Source organism: Flagellimonas ulvae, from assembly GCF_049333175.1.
Lineage (GTDB): Bacteria > Bacteroidota > Bacteroidia > Flavobacteriales > Flavobacteriaceae > Flagellimonas.
This window is the reverse complement of record NZ_CP186325.1, coordinates 7,501-24,387: the sequence shown is the minus strand read 5'-3', so window position 1 is coordinate 24,387 and position 16,887 is coordinate 7,501. Positions and strand designations below refer to the sequence as shown.

Below are 16,887 nucleotides of genomic sequence, written 5' to 3'. Positions count from 1 at the left end.
TTTTTATAATCAATTCTTTTTCAATAAGTTATTTTGGAATTGTCTATATTTAAAAGACAAACCAACCACCCATGAAAACCTGCACATGGAAAACCTTCTTCTTATTCCTTTTTTTTGGACCAATTGTTCTAGCGCAAGAAAATCCGAGGTTGGATAGTCTTTTAAAAGCTTATAAAACGCAAAAACAAGACTCACTAAAAGTAAATACTGCGCATGCCATTTATGATTATTATTATGAATCTAATCCAAACCTTGCGCTTAAATACTCTTTAGAGGGTTTAAAGATTGCGCAACGTATAAAATACCGCTCAGGTACAGCAAAATCTTTTGATCATAAAGGAAAAGCTTTGATGATTGCTCGCAAGCTTGATTCTGCTAACATCTATTTTAAAAAATCCTTGAAAATCTATGACTCTCTAAATAATCGCAGGGCTGCTGGTTTAGTTGCCTATAATATGATACAGGCGTTATACCTTACTCCTAATTACGACGGGGCTTTGGATGCCATTGAGCTCAATAGAGCGAAGTATGCCACCTCTCCAGTGGATTCTCTGGTCGAGCTAAAACTCTATTTGATTAGTGCCAAGGTCTACATGCGAAAAGCCTCATATAAAAAAGGATTCGAAGTCGCCTTTAAAGCGCTGGCAATTGCAGAAAAGTTATACTTGGAAGATGAAGTGGTAAAAATAAAAGCCACCTTAGCCTCCCTCTATCATTATACCAACAACAAAGAGAAATCCATTGAGATAAAAAAAGAACTTTTAGAACTCTATAAGGGCCAAAATAACCTCAGAAAGATTGGACTTACCTTGAATGACCTAGGTAATTCCAACTATGTTATAGAAAACTACGATATTGCGTTGGCCTATTTGGAGGAAAGCCTGACCTATTCCCAAAAAGTTGAAAACCAAGGATTAATAGGCATCACCCTATTTAATATTGGCAAAACTTATGTGCGGTTGGGAGAAACCCAAAAGGGAATTGATTACTTAAAAAAAGCTGTTCAACATTCTAGATACGTTTCCCACCATGCATTGTCCGAATCTTGGGCCTTAAAACGGTTGGGTGATGTATATACTGAAGAACTCAATAGACCCGAAAAAGCCTTACCCTATTTAAATAGGGCCATTGCACTAGCGGATTCCGTAGGAAACAAGGACGACCTCTACCAATCCTACCGTGATCGTTCACAAGCCTATGCTGCCCTTGGCAACTATAAAAAAGCATTACAAGACCATGAGATCTATAAGGCTATTAACGATTCTGTGTATTCTATTGAAAAATCAAGAACGATAGAACGCTTAAAAACAGAATTTGAGACCAAAGAAAAAGAACAAAAAATTGCCCTTCAGGACAAAGAGATTACCGTATTGGAACAAAAAGCATCAATAAGCAACCTTCAAAAACTTATTTTGGGTATTGGCCTCTTGTTATGCTTCATCGGATTCTATGCCATTCGTCAAAAAATGAAACGTAACAGATTGGAAAAAGAACGAGTTGATGCTGAACTAGCGTTTAAAAAGAAAGAACTGACTACCCATGCATTGCATCTGGCCAAAAAGAATGAGGTATTGGAAGGTTTAAAACAAAAGGCCGAAGAACTAAAAGAGAACGAAGAATCAAAAAAAGGATATCAGCAACTCATACGAACCATCAACTTTGATTTGCAGGACGATAACAATTGGGAGAATTTTGCTCGTTACTTTGAAGAAGTACATAAAGATTTCAACAGTAATGTAAAATCGAAGTATCCACAAGTCACTTCAAATGAACTTCGTTTGTTGGCCCTTTTAAAAATGAATTTGTCTTCAAAAGAAATTGCCAGCATCCTGAATATTTCTCCTGAAGGGATTAAGAAAGCACGTTACCGACTACGTAAAAAGTTAGACATCACCACAGAAGACTCCTTGCAAGATTTAGTGCTATCCCTTTAAACAAAGGCACTTTCAAATCTGTCCACTTCTTGTCCCATACTTATTTTTAAGGTGTCCACCTGTTGTCCACCCCTATTTTTTTATTCCTCAATATCAGTCATTTAGGTTTGTGATGTCATTAATTGACAACCGTTTTGTGGTCTTGCTCGGCTAAGGGCTGCAGACCGTTACCGGGCAGGTCACACAAAACGAAAAAAAGAAGTTCAACCACAAAGCAAAACGATTATGACAACTTCAAAATTCACTTTATTATTTGTATCCATTACTTGTCTTTTATTTTCTTCTTCCTGTAGCAAAGACGAGGAAACAATGTCTTGTGAAGCCAATAACACAGGTACTCTAATTATTGAAAATTCGAGATCTACGGGTATCCTCAAGATATTCTTTGACCAAGAACCAAGGTCGGGCAACATTCCCGGCGATTTGAACATTAGCCCCGGAGAAACTGCAAACAGTGATCTATTGGCAGGGCAAAGAATTATTTACGCTCTTTTAGATACTTCAACATGTAATGAGGGGACCTGTATTGTTAGAAACCAGACACTACCTGAGCGAACGATTGACCTAATGACTTGTCAAGAATTCAATATTGCCTACTAGAATTATCCACTTTTAAATCCAATTGTATGAAAACATATATCAACATACTCAGTACTTTTTTAATGGTCACCCTGCTTTTAATCCCTATGGGATGTAGTAAGGAGGAAATCGTATCACCTGGACAGGGGGAAGGAGAAATTACCACATCGGGTGGAACCTCAACAGATAGATTCGACACTTATGCAGGAGAAATCGGTTTTGTACTGGACACCCGCGAACTGGTAAAAAAAGGATATACCCCGGTGAAAGCAGAGATTGTCATTGAAGCCAAAGAGGGCAATTTTTCCCAAACCATTGATATTGACCCGGTTTCTTTTATGGGGCAAATAAAGCTCATCAAAGATGAACTGACTCAAGAAGCAATCAATGAACTGGAAAACGGTGTTTTTGTTACCTCGGTCATCAAAGATGCTGATGATCAAACCATTACTTCAGATTCACTAACCACATCATTTCAAAGCAATCCTGCGCCGAGAAAGGTAGTTGCTGACGGATTAACAGAAACGGATGAAAACAAAAGAATTAGTTTGAGTGAGGACACCTCTTATTATTTCCAACCTATAGACGAAGATGACAATCCCGAATCCGGAAAAAGTATGGTCATTGGCGCCTTAAATATAGGGACAGCAAATCAAAGCTTTATTATGACAACAGCTTCAGGTGCCCAATTCAATGGTAACGAAGAAGACCGAAGTTTCAGTTTTGTACCTATTCCAGGTGAGGTAAATACCTTTGCCATTCGCATCAAATCTGCCGGAAGTTTTCTAGTTTCTGGAACTATCTTGAATTCAGTACGAATAGGACCTATTCTTATTGGACAGGAAGTTCTATTTTCCCACGTTGGTCTTGCAACAAGTACGACGACTGATTTTAATTTGATTCAAGACAGCCCAAACTTTCATTTTAAGATTGAAAAACTGGATGAAGGTATTTACGAACTGCAAAATAGTAGTGGTACGGCAGTAAGAATGGCACCTGACCTTGGGTTAACCTTTGATATGGTCGTAAACGAATTTCCATTTGGAAGTCGTACAATTCAATCGGAACCCATACGATGGCGTTTAATCTCCACAACAATCGATTGGGAGGTACAAAATGTGGGTACTACTTTTCTTGAGCCCATTTTAGGGGAAGCAGAAACCGACTTTAAATATAATAGCACCTTGACCAATTGCGGACAGGGTAGTTTAAGCCAAACGGTTGGAGTTAATGTTGAGGAAGAAGAAATTGGTACTTTGGGGTGGGAAGAATCCTTGTCTATTAATACAACTAACTCCGTAAGTGTTTCAACAACAATAGGTGTTGAGTTCGATGCCAAATTCTTCGGTAAGGGAGCTAAGTACAATGCTTCCATAACCGCAGGTTATGACTACAGTAGATCCGTCGAGGAAAGCAGCACCCAATTTGAGGAACGAACGGAAGAAGTAGGTACCAAAGTCTTCTCAGAACGAACGGTTACGGTCCCTCCAGGAAGTGCCTCCCTCGTTTACGATGCCTTTCAATTCTATGGCAACACCAAAGTCAACTTTGTGCAACGCCTCAGAGTGAGTGGTGTAGACTCACAGACAGGAGAGCTTCTTTCAGGACAGGAGGTTCGTTCCCAATTTCAATTTAACAGTTTTGACGGGGTCATTTCTGCCGTGGAGCCCAACTCTATAGTTATTACGCTACGTGGAACAACTGAATTTGACCAGATTATAGAAATTGAAAGCAAGGTGGAGGATGTAGATCCTAATTGCGGCGGGTAATTCTAGTTTAATTTGAGTTAGTTAAAAACAAAAAGCCCCGGGAACCACTCCGGGGCTTTTTAATAAAATCAAAACCAACCTAAACATATGAGTTAACCAACTCAATATTTAAATAAAAATCATAGCAATTTTCTCTAGTAAAACAACTACCCCAGAAAAAACCCTACCCCAATTTTGATTTTTTTTGAAAAAAAGTTGCTTTCTTGCCCCATATGCAATCTTTATTTGAAGAATTATCCACTGAATTGAAGCTGGGAGCCACCAAAAAAGGCCATCCCTTCCGTTATTTTAGTTTGGCTACCAAAGGTTTGGAAGATGATATAGGACTTAGAACCGTAGTCCTAAGAAAAGTATCTCCAGATTTAAGATGTACCTTTTATTCGGACAGTCGTTCTAATAAAATCAAAGAGTTAATTGAAGATTCTACCGCTTGCGCTCTTTTTCTGCACCCAAAAAAACTTTGGCAAATCACGCTTAAGGGAAATGTAATAAGAGAAACGGATGCCGAGGTATTAAGAACTTATTGGCATGGAATTCCCATGAAATCGCGCAAAGACTACACTACAAAAGCGGCTCCCGGCTCAAAGCGCATCGAAGGAAAACCTATAGAATATCTAACGGATTCCAACTATTTTTCTATACTCCATATTATTCCGGAACAGATTGAAATTTTGAAATTGGAACGACCTAGTCATGTACGCGTGCTTTTTTCCAAAACGGAAGGTACTTGGTATAGTACAACATTAGTACCTTAAAATGGAAAAGCAAGAATCCAAGGGATTTAGATTTGCTATCAACTGTGGAATTAAATCTTCTCCCATTTCCAAATAGAGTTGAGAAAAATTTGCTTGTCGTTCCTGAAGTGATTGATTTGGAAAAAGCTCGTTTTGCAAATTGGTCATACGAACAACATGATCCTTTAGTTTTCTTTTTTGAGCTCGTAGCAATCTTTTCTCTAGAGCTTCCAGTCCCTTTTTTTGTTTTACCTCTTGGGCCTTTACAGCTCCTAAAAACGTGGGGTCTGTGTTTTTCGCTAAATCATAAAGAGATACAAACTGTTCTTCCAAATGTTTCTTTTGCGAGGAAAAATCAATATCAATATTGGAAATCTCACGGATTTTCTTATTGATAAAACTATGTTGTTTCAAGAATAAATCGGAAGTATCAATTTGTAATTTTTCAATCTTAGCAAACTGTTTTTGAGTAATTAAAAGGGCTGAATTCCTCAATAATAATATGGGAAAGGTTACTCCCAATGCATCAAAATAAGATTTAAGCTCCAACCAATAGGCCAACTCTCCCCCTCCTCCTATATAACAGAGATTGGGCAAAATCACCTCTTGATATAAAGGTCTTGCAATCACATTGGGTGAAAAGCGTTCTGGATGTTTTTTAAGCTCCTCCTCCAACTCATCTTTGGAAAAAACAAGGTCCGTGCTGTTGACCTTAAAAAACCCATCCTCCTCAATAATTCTTTCACGAAGGCCTTCCGTCAAGTAGAAATAGTTGACTTCTCTAGGATTTACCTGAATCTTATACTCTGATGAAACTTTACTTAATTCGTCTATAGATTTTGAAACAAATTCATACGGAACCTTCTCAAAAACATCCTTTTGAGCAAAGGGAACTAAAAGACTTTTTAATTGAGCATCATCGCCGTCAACAATTACCAAACCATGCTCTCCGAACAACTCATTGACCAAAAAACGAGTGGCTTTGGATAAATTATCGTTTTCCAGATATGACTTCTGGAATAGCTCTTTTACTCGTTTGGCATTGATGGAATTTCCAAGCTTGTTGGCCCAGATCTCAAAAACATCGTCCAATCCTTCTGTTTTCAAATGGCCGACAGCTCCCGAAGCATCAACGTTCCATTGTACCTTTTGCCCATCAAAATTGAAATAGTTTATTTCTTCAAAATCATGATCTTCCGTAGCCATCCAATATACTGGAACAAAGTTAAAATCAGGATGTTTTTCCCTAAGTTCAGAAACCAAATTCAGGGTTGAAACTATTTTGTACAAAAAATAGAGTGGGCCTGTAAAAAGGTTAAGTTGATGCCCTGTGACCACTGTAAAAGTAGTATCCTGCAGCAATACATCTATATTTTGTTGAGTAGCCTCAGAAATATTGAAGTTTTTGTATTGATTATTCAAGCTGCTAACTAGAACAGGCCTATGGCTTGAAGGGTAGTTCTTTTGCTTTTCAAGAATCTGAGATTCAAAATTCTCCGGAAGTGGAAAACGATTATAAAAGGGTTTGAGTTCTTCTTTTTGGTCGAGGTAATCACAAATAAGCTGGGAAAAATAACCCGTCTCCCTAAAGGGTATACAATCTACTTCCATTTAAAAATTTGTAAAAAGCGTGCTAAAGATACTTTTCTTCTGTTTTACTACTCCTAAAAATACGTTAATTACATCTTATCATATATATACTTCAGTTCCCAGATATTTAAAGGTCCTTCCTTATTTTATCGTTAGATTTGATTGTACGCAAACCAGTTGCATGAAAAAAGCTTTACAATTCGCTATTTTACTCCTTTTTATTTCAGCCACCTCTCAGAATTTGAAATCGCCCTCCGCTTTTTTGGGTTATGAGTTAGGCTCCCAGTTTTCTAGGCATCACGAAGTATTGGATTACTATACCTATTTGTCCGAACAAATGCCAAATCAAGTAAAATTGGTTCCATACGGAAAAACAAATGAAAGAAGGCCCTTAGTACTGGCTTACCTCAGTTCTGTTGAGAACATGGCTAACTTGGAAAAAATCCGCGAGGAGCACGTACTGGACACCCAAGGAAAAGGTAATGGCTCAAAAGCGATTGTTTGGCTCAGTTACAATGTACACGGTAACGAAAGCGTGGGCACTGAAGCTTCTATGCAAACCATATATGAATTACTTACTTCCAAAAAGGAGTATTTGGAAAACACCATAGTAATTATAGATCAATGCATTAATCCCGACGGACGTGAACGCTATATTAATTGGTACCAACAGTTCAAAAATGTTCCCCATCAGTTGGATCCCAACAGCAAAGAACACCGTGAAGGTTGGCTTACAGGTCGTAGTAACCACTACATGTTCGATTTGAACCGGGATTGGGCATGGCTAACACAAAAGGAAAGTCAGCAAAGAATTAAAATCTTTAATCAATGGTTACCTCACATTCACGCGGATTTTCATGAACAAAGTGTTGATAATCCCTACTTTTTTGCTCCTGCAGCAGAACCCTACCATGAGGTAATCACCAAATTTCAACGCGATTTTCAAGTCGCCATAGGTAAAAACCATGCGAAATACTTTGACCAAAATGGTTGGTCTTACTTTACAAAAGAAGTATTTGATTTATTCTATCCCAGCTATGGAGATACCTACCCTACGTATAATGGAGGTATTGGCCTGACCTATGAACAGGGAGGAAGTGGCAGAGCCGGATTATCTGTGATTACTGGAACAGGAGATACGCTTACACTGAAAGATAGATTATCCCATCACCTTACCACGGGACTTTCCACGGTGGAAATCTCATCAAAAAACGCAAAAAAACTAAATGAAGAGTTTCAAAAGTTTTATCAAAACAAAAACTTTAAATACAGAAGTTATGTAATGAATGGCAATGTAGATCATATAACTGCATTGAAGGAGCTTCTAAGCAAACATGATATTGAATATGGCCATCCTGGTAAGGGAGTGGTCAAGGGATATAATTATCAAGCCGGAACTACTTCCAATATGGACATTACCGAAAAAAGTCTAGTAGTTTCCACAAATCAGCCTAAAGGGACTTTGGTAAAAGTGTTGTTTGAGCCCAAAGCTAAATTGAGTGACTCCCTTACCTACGACATTACGGCTTGGTCCTTACCCTATGCATATGGTTTAGAAACTGTTGCCTCTTCCAGTATAATAGGTCATAGTAAAGTCGAATACACATATGCCGGAAAACCAACCCTAAATAAGAACGAATATGCTTATGTAACAGATTGGAATAGTACGAAAGATGCCCGTTTCTTGGCAGATTTATTGAAAAAAGGTATTCGTGTTCGTAAATCCAATCATCCTTTTACCATGGATGGAAAATCTTTTGAAAGAGGAAGTTTAATCATTACCTCAGAAGATAACAAACACAATAAAGATTTCTTTTCCGTGCTAAATGAAGCTCTTATTGCTCACAATAAAGACATTACCAGTACTTCAACTGGGTTTGTGGATTCTGGCAAAGATTTTGGTTCTTCGGGGGTCAAAATGATTAAAAAACCAGTAATCGCGGTTCTCTCAGGAAATCCTACTTCCACATATCGTTTTGGAGAATTATGGCACTTTTTTGAACAACAACTTGAATATCCCATAAGTGTTTTGGGGAGTGACTATTTCAAATCAGTTGACTTGAACAAATACAATATCCTTATTCTACCCGATGGAAACTATACATCTTTTTTTGACGAAAAACAGTTAAAAAAATTGACCGATTGGGTGAGAAACGGAGGCAGACTGATTTCCATGGGAAGAGCCATTCAAGCCATTGGTAAAGGAAAAGGTCTTTCCATTAGTATAAGGGAAACTAAAGATTCTACCAACAACGGGCCAAAACCTCATAAGAATGTTAGAAGGGAACGTGTTCAAAGTTCCATTACCGGTGCAATTTTCAAAACGAAGGTTGACAATTCGCATCCTCTAGCGTACGGATACCCCACCTATTACTTCTCCTTAAAACTGGGAAGTGGTAGTTATGATTTTCTCAAATCCGGAAACGCAGCTTACATTGAGAACGATACCAAACCCGTTTCAGGTTTTGCAGGAAGCAAGGCGCAAAAGAAACTAAAAAACTCCTTAGTGTTTGGTGCGGAAGCCTTGGGCAAGGGGGATGTAGTGTACATGGTCGACAATCCTCTATTCAGAGGTTTCTGGGAAAATGGAAAACTTTTCTTCGCCAATGCTTTATTTATGATTGACTGATTCTACTACACAACAGAGTTAAAAACTTAAATTTTTCATAAAACACCATTTACATTCTGTAAGGGAAGACAGTCTTAACTAGACTATATGGTATCTTTGAATGCTGACTAATCAAAATATCAAAAAGTAGGTGATTCGTGGCAAAATCAATCCCTGCATATAGCCTATATCGCTAAAAATCATTAATTTAGAAAAGAGTGTTTCAAAAACAGTTGTTATGGATATTTGGAAAATAAAAAACAGTAAAAACCTTAAAAAGCTGATTGTATTCACATTTGGCTTGTTTATTTCTACGGGTTCTGCTTGGGCCCTACAAGAAAATCAAGAGGAAGATTTTAAGCAGTTCCGAGGAGAAGTTATCGATGCTTCCACTAAAAAACCCTTGGTATTTGCAACTCTGTCTTTAGAGGAAACCAATATCAGTACCATTACCAATACAGAGGGAGAGTTTCTGTTAAAAATTCCAAAAGATAAGGCAGCGGGAACTGTAATTGTATCATTTTTAGGATACCAAAGTAAATCCATTCCCCTAAGTGACCTCAAATCCAATAAAAATAAGATACCTCTCAATATTTCGGTCACTCAACTTTTGGAAGTAAATATCAATGCACCAAAAGATGCCAGAGCCTTGGTAAAAGAGACGTTGGCAAGAAAAGGAACGAACTACTTTGATGACCCTACGCTGATGACCGCATTTTATAGGGAGACCATCAAAAAAAGAAGAAAAAATGTTTCGCTATCTGAAGCTGTGGTAAATATCTACAAGACTCCATATAATTCTGTTCGCAAAGATGCACTAGAATTATATAAAGCTAGAAAAAGTACGGATTACAGTAGATTGGATACAGTGGCCTTAAAATTACAAGGAGGTCCATTCAATGCTTTGTATGTGGATATTATGAAGTATCCTGAATATATTTTTGCAGATGATTTATTCGAATACTATGATTTTTCATTTGCTCGCTCCACACGAATCAATGATAAGTTGATTTATGTGATAGAATTCAACCAAAGGCAAGGTATTGATGAGCCACTTTATCAAGGTGAGCTCTTCATAGATGTGGAAAACAAAATACTTACAAGTGCCATCTATACGCTAAACATTACCAATAGAGAAAAGGCTTCTAAGCTGTTTGTTAGAAGAAAACCTGCAAAAGTGGATGTTTGGCCCACCGAGGTTGCTTATAGAGTGGACTACAGGGAAAAAGGTGGTAAATGGTACTATGGGTATAGCAATGTACTTATGGAGTTTAAAGTAGATTGGAAAGACAGGCTTTTCAATTCAGTATATAGCATGACTGCTGAAATGGCCGTTACTGACTGGGAGAAAAATAGCACAGGAGAACTGCCAAAAAATAGAGAGCGTATAAAGAAGTCGATTATATTGGGGGACGAGGCCATTGGTTTCTCTGACCCAGATTTCTGGGGTCAATACAACATTATTGAACCTGAAAAATCCATTGAATCAGCCATTAAGAAAATACAACGACAACTCAGACGGTCGAAGCCTAAAGGTGGTACCTCCGCTACGCCTTAAGCTCTTTTTTTTAAGTAAGAGATATAAAAAAGCCCCTTTTTCAGGGGCTTTTTCTATTTCTTGAATTCATTGAGCGTTTTTATTATAATGGAAACGCAATCCATAAGTTCATCTCTAGTCATTACCAAAGGAGGTGCAAATCGAATAATATTACCATGGGTAGGTTTGGCCAAAAGACCATTTTCTTTTAAAGCCATGCAAATGTCCCATGCCGTTGAGCTTTCTTCAGTATCATTGATAACAATAGCATTAAGTAGACCTTTACCTCTAACTTTAACCACCAAATCAGAAGTTTCCACATATTTTCCCAACTCATCTCTGAAAAGCTCTCCCAATTCATAAGCGTTTTGGGCCAATTTTTCATCTTTGATTACTTCCAAAGCTGCCATGCCCACTGCCGCGGCAATTGGATTTCCTCCAAAAGTACTTCCATGGCTACCCGGCGTAATGACGTCCATAATTTCATTATTGGCAAGTACCCCAGAAACAGGATAAACCCCTCCAGATAAAGCTTTTCCAAGAATTAGAACATCAGGTTTTACATCTGGGGTTCCACTACAGTGCTTATCATCACATGAGCAGTTACCACAAGTAGCCAGTAATCTTCCCGTTCTGGCAATTCCGGTTTGAACTTCATCTGCAATAAACAAGACATTATATTTTTCGCAAAGTGCCTTTGCCCTCTTCAAATATCCTTCTGAGGGAACATATACCCCAGCTTCACCCTGAATGGGTTCCACTAAAAATCCTGCAATATGTTCATGATTCTTCAAAGCCTCTTCTAAAGCCTCTACATGATCATATTCTATGCGAATAAAACCCTCTGTATAAGGTCCATAATTTTCCTTGGCCACAGGGTCGTTGGAAAACGAAACAATGGTAGTGGTACGGCCATGAAAATTGTTTTCACAGACAATGATTTTAGCTTGGTTCGCTGGGATGCCCTTTTTTTGATATCCCCATCTTCTACAAATCTTAACCGCGGTTTCAACAGCTTCGGCCCCAGTATTCATAGGCAGCAACTTATCATACTTGAACGTTGAAGTTGCATACTTTTCAAACTTACCCAGCATATCGTTATAAAATGCCCTTGAAGTAAGTGTGAGGTTTTGGGCCTGCTCTGTGAGGGCCGAAATAATTCTGGGATGGCAATGCCCTTGATTCACTGCGGAATATGCAGATAGAAAATCATAATACCTTTTGCCTTCTACGTCCCATACAAATACACCTTCACCTTTACTCAATACCACTGGAAGAGGGTGGTAATTATGAGCTCCGTGTTTTTCTTCCAATTCAATTAATTGCTTTGACGACAGTTGTTCTAAAACAGCCATTTTAAAAATTTTAAGTGTTTAAAAAATAACTATTCCTTCTGTACCTTTATCCTTTCGAAGAGTCGAAAATTCAGCGTAGGAGAGAAATCATCCTTGTGGAGTTGTAAAAATATAAAATGCAGATCAAAGTCAAAACCGCTATTTTTGCGCATGCGAAAAAAAAATAGGCGACAAACCTTTGAGAAGATAGAAGTAGTTGACGCTGGGGCCAAAGGAAAAGCAGTGGCCAAAGCTCCCGATGGAAGAGTTATATTTCTTTCTGATGCCGTACCGGGCGATGTGGTAGATGTTCTGACCACTAAGAAAAGAAAAGCCTACTTTGAAGGCCAAGTTACCCATTTTCATACGTATTCGGATAAACGTACCGAACCGGTCTGTACGCATTTTGGTGTCTGTGGAGGTTGCAAATGGCAACACATGAGTTATGAAAATCAACTCTTTTATAAGCAAAAAGAGGTCGAAAACAACCTTAGGCGAATAGGCCATCTTGAACTTCCTGAAATCTCACCCATTCTCGGTTCACAAAAACAATATTTTTACAGGAACAAAATGGAGTTTTCTTTTTCAGACAGTAGGTGGTTAACCCAAGAAGAAATCAACTCCCAAGAACCTATCAAAGATAAAAACGCGCTGGGGTTCCATATTCCAGGCATGTGGGACAAGATTTTAGATATTGAAACCTGTCACCTTCAAGAAAATCCTTCAAACACTATCCGTAACGCTATAAAAACAAAGGCCCTTGACCTTGGCATTCCGTTTTACAACCCACGACAACGTACAGGAATGTTGCGAACCCTAATGATGCGGATAACTTCAACTGGTGAAGTTATGGTTCTAATCCAGTTTTATCAGGATTTAACTACAAAAGAACAGCAACTGTTACAAGAAATAAAGGATACATTTCCAGAAATTACTTCCCTTCAGTATACTGTTAACAAAAAGGCAAACGATACCATTTATGACCAAGAAATCATATGTTTTTCCGGTAGAGACCATATCCTTGAAAAAATGGAAGGCCTTCAATTTAAAATAAACGCAAAATCCTTTTATCAAACCAATTCGGAACAAGCCTATGAACTGTATAAGGTAACTCGTGATTTTGCTGGCTTATCCGGTAATGAAATTGTATACGATTTATATACAGGTACCGGAACCATTGCACAGTTTGTTTCCAGCAAGGCCAAAAAGGTAATAGGGGTCGAATCCGTTCCAGAGGCCATCTCAGATGCCAAAATAAATGCTGAGAACAATGGAATCACAAACGCCGAATTTTATGTGGGCGATATGAAGGACGTATTTAACGTAGACTTTATAAACCAACATGGCATACCAGATGTAGTGATTACGGACCCACCTAGAGATGGTATGCACAAACAGGTGGTAGAGCAGTTACTTAACGCTTCGCCTCCTAGAATTGTGTATGTAAGCTGCAACAGTGCTACACAAGCAAGAGATTTGGACTTACTTAAGACCCAATATGAAATCAAAAAAGTGCAACCCGTAGATATGTTTCCACAAACACACCACGTGGAAAATGTTGTACTTTTGGAGAAACTAGAAAAACAGGTATAATTTTTGCTCTCAAGAGTTTTTGATTCAATATGAAGAAAACGTATCTCGTACTAAGCATCCTGTTTTTAGTGATTTATACTTCTTCTTGTGAAAGGGACGATATATGTGTAGATGCTGACACCCCTCTGCTGGTTCTTGGTTTTTTTGATTCTGAGGATACTACATTGGCAAAAGATGTTCCTACTTTTCGGGTACTGGAAACCATCCTAAACACAGAAATAAATACAATTGATGGTGGTACAAGCTCACTTGATTCCATTGGAGTTCCATTACGTACCGATACCGTCACAACTTCCTTTGCATTAATCACAAATTCGGCAACAGATGCTGATACTGGGGAAGAAACAGGAAATATTGATACCTTGACCATCACTTACACTACAAGGGAAGACTTTGTTTCTAGAGGTTGTGGCTTTATTATCAATTTTGATGAGCTGGATGTTCAACTCACCACAGATTCAGAAAATTGGATTCAGGACTTAAGTATTCAACAGCAAACTATAGAAAACTCTAATAACGTACATGTCAAGATATTTCACTAGTGTTTTTTTGATTTTGCTTCTATTCAACCATGGATATTCCCAGGAAGGTGATTCCGAGCAAAAGGATAGTGTTGAGTATAAACAAAAATATGGTTTAAGGGCAGGAGTCGACTTAAGCCGATTAGTCAGGTCTTTTGCGGATGAAAACTATACAGGTTTGGAACTTGTTGGCGATTACAGGCTTACTGAAAAACTACATATTGCAGGTGAGCTTGGTAATGAAGAATTTACCCAAACCGAAGATTTAGGAGGCACACTCCTCTACAACTATACTACTTCAGGAAGTTACATAAAACTTGGGGTAGATTTGAACACCTATCAAAATTGGTATGGTATGAGCAATCTTATTACTATTGGAGGTAGGTATTCTTTCGCAACCTTTAGTCAGACGTTGAATGAATATCAGGTCTTTAATGGTAATCGGTTTTTTACTCCTGATGATTTCTTACCTGGTGCTGGCGAAACACCTGAAGAATTTAGCGGATTGAGCGCTTCCTGGTTGGAGTTTGTAATGGGTGTAAAAGCGGAGCTTTTTGCAAACATCTATCTTGGAATAAGTGCTCGCCTAGGTTATTTGGTAACCAATACAGAATCAGACCGATTTCCAAACCTTTGGATTCCAGGATTCAACAAAGTCACGGATAGAAGTAATTTTGGCATAGGGTATAACTACTCCATCTCTTACTTTATACCACTTTACAAAAAGTCTAAAAAGAAAAAAGACCCAGTTCCTTCATCCCCTGAACAATAACTGAGCCCCTTTACACCTGATTTCCTAGCTGAAATAGATTTGGAATTTGATTCATCTTTCGGAAGGTACCTTATCTGAAAAACTACTTCATCTTTTTGGTCCCTTCATACATTTCATAATGCACCAAGCGTGATTCCAGTTTACCGTTGTACAACTTAATTCTTCGAGAAGGTTTTAAACCAACAGATTTAAGTGCCTCTAAGTTCGAAGTCAAAAACCATGCATTGGTACCTGGATAATTTTGTTTTAATGTATCTCCAATTTTTGCATAGAATTCATCTGCATCAATGGGCAATCTTTCTCCATAAGGTGGATTAAAAACCATATGTAGCTTAGCATCAACTGGTTTGTCCGTTCTAAAAAAATCCTTTCGTGAGAGTGATATAAACTCAGTAAGATTAGCGTAATCAATATTTTCTTGAGCTTTTCGGATGGCAGAGGGAGCTTTGTCGAAGCCCATAATTTTGTAATCAAATGGTCTTATTTTTTTAAGACTGACAGCTTTAATTTTTTCATGCAATTCAGCATCGTAATCTTTCCAATGTAGAAATGTATAGAATTCCCTATTAATATTTGCTGGAATATTGCATGCTAGCATCGCAGCTTCAATCAATAGAGTACCGCTACCACACATAGGGTCTAAAAAATCTGAATCTCCCCTCCAACCACTCAACTTCAGCATTCCAGCTGCCAGCACCTCATTAATAGGTGCAATGTTGGTAAGCTGCCTATATCCGCGTTGGTGCAAGGATTCACCAGAACTATCAAGAGATATTGTACACTTATTCTTTGCAATATGAATATTGATTCGAATATCTGGATTTTGGGAGTTTACATTGGGACGAGCTCCCAAGGTTCGTCTAAACTTATCCACGATAGCATCTTTTGCTTTTAGGGAAACGAACATAGAATTGGTAAAAACCTTTGTATTCATGGTTGTGTCGATAGCGAAAGTCTTATCCGATGCAAAAATTTTATCCCAATCCATGGCATAAACCTGCTGGTATAAATCCTTTTCATTAAAAACCCGAAATGTGGATATAGGTTTAAGAATTTTCAAAGCAGTTCTCAAACAAAGATTGGCTTTGTATAAAAAGCCTAGGTCCCCTTCAAAAGAAACACTGCGAACTCCCTGTTCCACTTTACCAGCTCCCAATTCTTTCAATTCTTGAACTAATAGTTCTTCAAATCCATAGAACGTCTTGGCCAACATTCTGAAATTTTCTGCCATCTAACGGTATTAAGCTTTCGGTAAAAATAGGTTATTTTTATCCCTTGCAACCTAACTGAGATTTCAATCTTAATGATTTTAATATTACCTATATTGTCCGTTTGGATAGGGTATTTTCTTGCACTTTTCCTAAAACCTAAAAGTGAAAGAGGAATAAAGCTTTTGCTAGCTTTTAGCGGAGGTTTCTTATTGGCTTTTACCTTTTTTGAGCTCCTACCGGAAGTTTATGAAAACTCCAACCCTAGAGGAATAGCCATTTTTATCTTATTGGGAATTTTGATTCAAATATTTCTTGAATTCTTTTCTAAAGGAGCGGAACACGGTCATATACATTTGTCCTCACAAAAGGTCAGTTTTCCAACCGTAATGTTTTTGAGTCTGTCCATTCATGCCATCATCGAGGGAATTCCCATCCGTGAAGGGAGTTCTATTGTTTATGCAATCATTGTCCATAAACTTCCTGTTGCTATTTTATTAAGTCTTTTTATCCTAAACTCAAAGATGAAAAGAAGTACAGGTTTGTTATTCATTGGAGCCTTTTCGCTTATGACTCCATTGGGAAGCTACATAGCCCAGTATACGGATTGGATAGACGCTTTTGGCACTCAGTTGGTGGGTATAGCCATTGGGGTCTTCTTTCACATATCCACAATTATTTTGTTTGAAAGCTCGCAAGAACATGCTT

Annotated in this window: 13 protein-coding genes (1 of these 13 only partly in view); 10 read left to right on the top strand and 3 right to left on the bottom strand. The window is 38.1% G+C overall.

The genetic code is table 11. The annotated features are described in order from the left end of the window. Positions 1–71: 71 nt before the first annotated feature. The 4 genes from ACOKFD_RS00100 (at position 72) to ACOKFD_RS00085 (ending at position 5,037) form a co-directional block, all read left to right on the top strand. Entirely contained in the window at positions 72–1,934 is a 1,863-nt protein-coding gene (locus tag ACOKFD_RS00100; protein WP_422859389.1) for a tetratricopeptide repeat protein, read from the top strand. Between the two features lie 225 nt (positions 1,935–2,159). After that, positions 2,160–2,534, top strand: coding sequence for a hypothetical protein (locus ACOKFD_RS00095; protein ID WP_422859388.1), 375 nt, complete (start codon positions 2,160–2,162; stop codon positions 2,532–2,534). A gap of 26 nt (positions 2,535–2,560) precedes the next feature. Next, entirely contained in the window at positions 2,561–4,282 is a 1,722-nt protein-coding gene (locus ACOKFD_RS00090; RefSeq protein ID WP_422859387.1) for a hypothetical protein, read from the top strand. Positions 4,283–4,494: 212 nt separating this feature from the next. After that, a complete protein-coding gene (locus ACOKFD_RS00085; protein WP_422859386.1) occupies positions 4,495–5,037 on the top strand; it encodes a pyridoxamine 5'-phosphate oxidase in 543 nt (180 codons plus the stop codon). Here the strand turns inward: ACOKFD_RS00085 and bshC are convergent. Continuing rightward, positions 5,026–6,627: a bacillithiol biosynthesis cysteine-adding enzyme BshC gene (gene bshC / locus ACOKFD_RS00080; protein ID WP_422859385.1), complete on the bottom strand. Its 1,602-nt coding sequence runs from the start codon at positions 6,625–6,627 to the stop codon at positions 5,026–5,028. The two genes, ACOKFD_RS00085 and bshC, sit on opposite strands and share 12 nt — an antisense overlap. A 160-nt stretch (positions 6,628–6,787) precedes the next feature. Here bshC and ACOKFD_RS00075 point away from each other — a divergent pair, with 160 nt between their 5' ends. Both ACOKFD_RS00075 and ACOKFD_RS00070 read left to right on the top strand, forming a co-directional pair. Beyond that, complete coding sequence (locus tag ACOKFD_RS00075; protein WP_422859384.1) at positions 6,788–9,235, top strand: M14 family metallopeptidase; 2,448 nt, start codon at positions 6,788–6,790, stop codon at positions 9,233–9,235. Between the two features lie 217 nt (positions 9,236–9,452). Next, positions 9,453–10,772: a carboxypeptidase-like regulatory domain-containing protein gene (locus tag ACOKFD_RS00070; RefSeq protein WP_422859383.1), complete on the top strand. Its 1,320-nt coding sequence runs from the start codon at positions 9,453–9,455 to the stop codon at positions 10,770–10,772. Between the two features lie 53 nt (positions 10,773–10,825). On the opposite strand, the gene rocD is transcribed toward ACOKFD_RS00070, so the two are convergent. Next, the gene (gene rocD, locus ACOKFD_RS00065) at positions 10,826–12,106 is read right to left on the bottom strand and encodes an ornithine--oxo-acid transaminase (protein ID WP_422859382.1); all 1,281 of its coding nucleotides are present in this window, start codon (positions 12,104–12,106) and stop codon (positions 10,826–10,828) included. A 150-nt stretch (positions 12,107–12,256) separates the two neighbouring features. On the opposite strand from rocD, the gene rlmD reads away from it, so the two are divergent. From rlmD to ACOKFD_RS00050, 3 genes are read left to right on the top strand one after another with little or no spacing between them, the layout of a single operon-like run. Then, positions 12,257–13,678 (top strand): 23S rRNA (uracil(1939)-C(5))-methyltransferase RlmD, encoded by a 1,422-nt coding sequence (gene rlmD, locus ACOKFD_RS00060; RefSeq protein ID WP_422859381.1) that lies wholly within the window; start codon positions 12,257–12,259, stop codon positions 13,676–13,678. Between the two features lie 29 nt (positions 13,679–13,707). Further along, a complete protein-coding gene (locus ACOKFD_RS00055) occupies positions 13,708–14,220 on the top strand; it encodes a DUF6452 family protein (protein WP_422859380.1) in 513 nt (170 codons plus the stop codon). After that, on the top strand, positions 14,201–14,971 hold the full coding sequence (locus tag ACOKFD_RS00050) for a DUF6048 family protein (RefSeq protein ID WP_298997689.1): 771 nt from the start codon (positions 14,201–14,203) through the stop codon (positions 14,969–14,971). Before ACOKFD_RS00055 ends, ACOKFD_RS00050 begins: the two co-directional genes overlap by 20 nt. Positions 14,972–15,053: 82 nt before the next feature. Here the strand turns inward: ACOKFD_RS00050 and ACOKFD_RS00045 are convergent, their stop codons facing one another. Continuing rightward, entirely contained in the window at positions 15,054–16,202 is a 1,149-nt protein-coding gene (locus tag ACOKFD_RS00045; RefSeq protein WP_422859379.1) for a THUMP domain-containing class I SAM-dependent RNA methyltransferase, read from the bottom strand. Positions 16,203–16,274: 72 nt separating this feature from the next. Here ACOKFD_RS00045 and ACOKFD_RS00040 point away from each other — a divergent pair, with 72 nt between their 5' ends. Beyond that, a protein-coding gene (locus ACOKFD_RS00040) for a ZIP family metal transporter (RefSeq protein WP_422859378.1) crosses the window boundary here: on the top strand, positions 16,275–16,887 show its 5' portion. Its footprint extends 59 nt past the window's final position; the window shows 613 of its 672 coding nt (coding positions 1–613); it begins with the start codon at positions 16,275–16,277; its stop codon lies off the right edge, out of view.

What these genes read in the sequence shown, in the direction of transcription:
- ACOKFD_RS00090 (WP_422859387.1), top strand. Translation starts at nt 2,561, where the DNA reads ATGAAAACATATATCAACATACTCAGTACTTTTTTAATGGTCACCCTG.
- ACOKFD_RS00055 (WP_422859380.1), top strand. Translation starts at nt 13,708, where the DNA reads ATGAAGAAAACGTATCTCGTACTAAGCATCCTGTTTTTAGTGATTTAT.
- ACOKFD_RS00085 (WP_422859386.1), top strand. Translation starts at nt 4,495, where the DNA reads ATGCAATCTTTATTTGAAGAATTATCCACTGAATTGAAGCTGGGAGCC.
- ACOKFD_RS00095 (WP_422859388.1), top strand. Translation starts at nt 2,160, where the DNA reads ATGACAACTTCAAAATTCACTTTATTATTTGTATCCATTACTTGTCTT.
- ACOKFD_RS00075 (WP_422859384.1), top strand. Translation starts at nt 6,788, where the DNA reads ATGAAAAAAGCTTTACAATTCGCTATTTTACTCCTTTTTATTTCAGCC.
- rocD (WP_422859382.1), bottom strand. Translation starts at nt 12,106, where the DNA reads ATGGCTGTTTTAGAACAACTGTCGTCAAAGCAATTAATTGAATTGGAA.
- rlmD (WP_422859381.1), top strand. Translation starts at nt 12,257, where the DNA reads ATGCGAAAAAAAAATAGGCGACAAACCTTTGAGAAGATAGAAGTAGTT.
- ACOKFD_RS00045 (WP_422859379.1), bottom strand. Translation starts at nt 16,202, where the DNA reads ATGGCAGAAAATTTCAGAATGTTGGCCAAGACGTTCTATGGATTTGAA.
- ACOKFD_RS00100 (WP_422859389.1), top strand. Translation starts at nt 72, where the DNA reads ATGAAAACCTGCACATGGAAAACCTTCTTCTTATTCCTTTTTTTTGGA.
- ACOKFD_RS00050 (WP_298997689.1), top strand. Translation starts at nt 14,201, where the DNA reads ATGTCAAGATATTTCACTAGTGTTTTTTTGATTTTGCTTCTATTCAAC.
- bshC (WP_422859385.1), bottom strand. Translation starts at nt 6,627, where the DNA reads ATGGAAGTAGATTGTATACCCTTTAGGGAGACGGGTTATTTTTCCCAG.
- ACOKFD_RS00070 (WP_422859383.1), top strand. Translation starts at nt 9,453, where the DNA reads ATGGATATTTGGAAAATAAAAAACAGTAAAAACCTTAAAAAGCTGATT.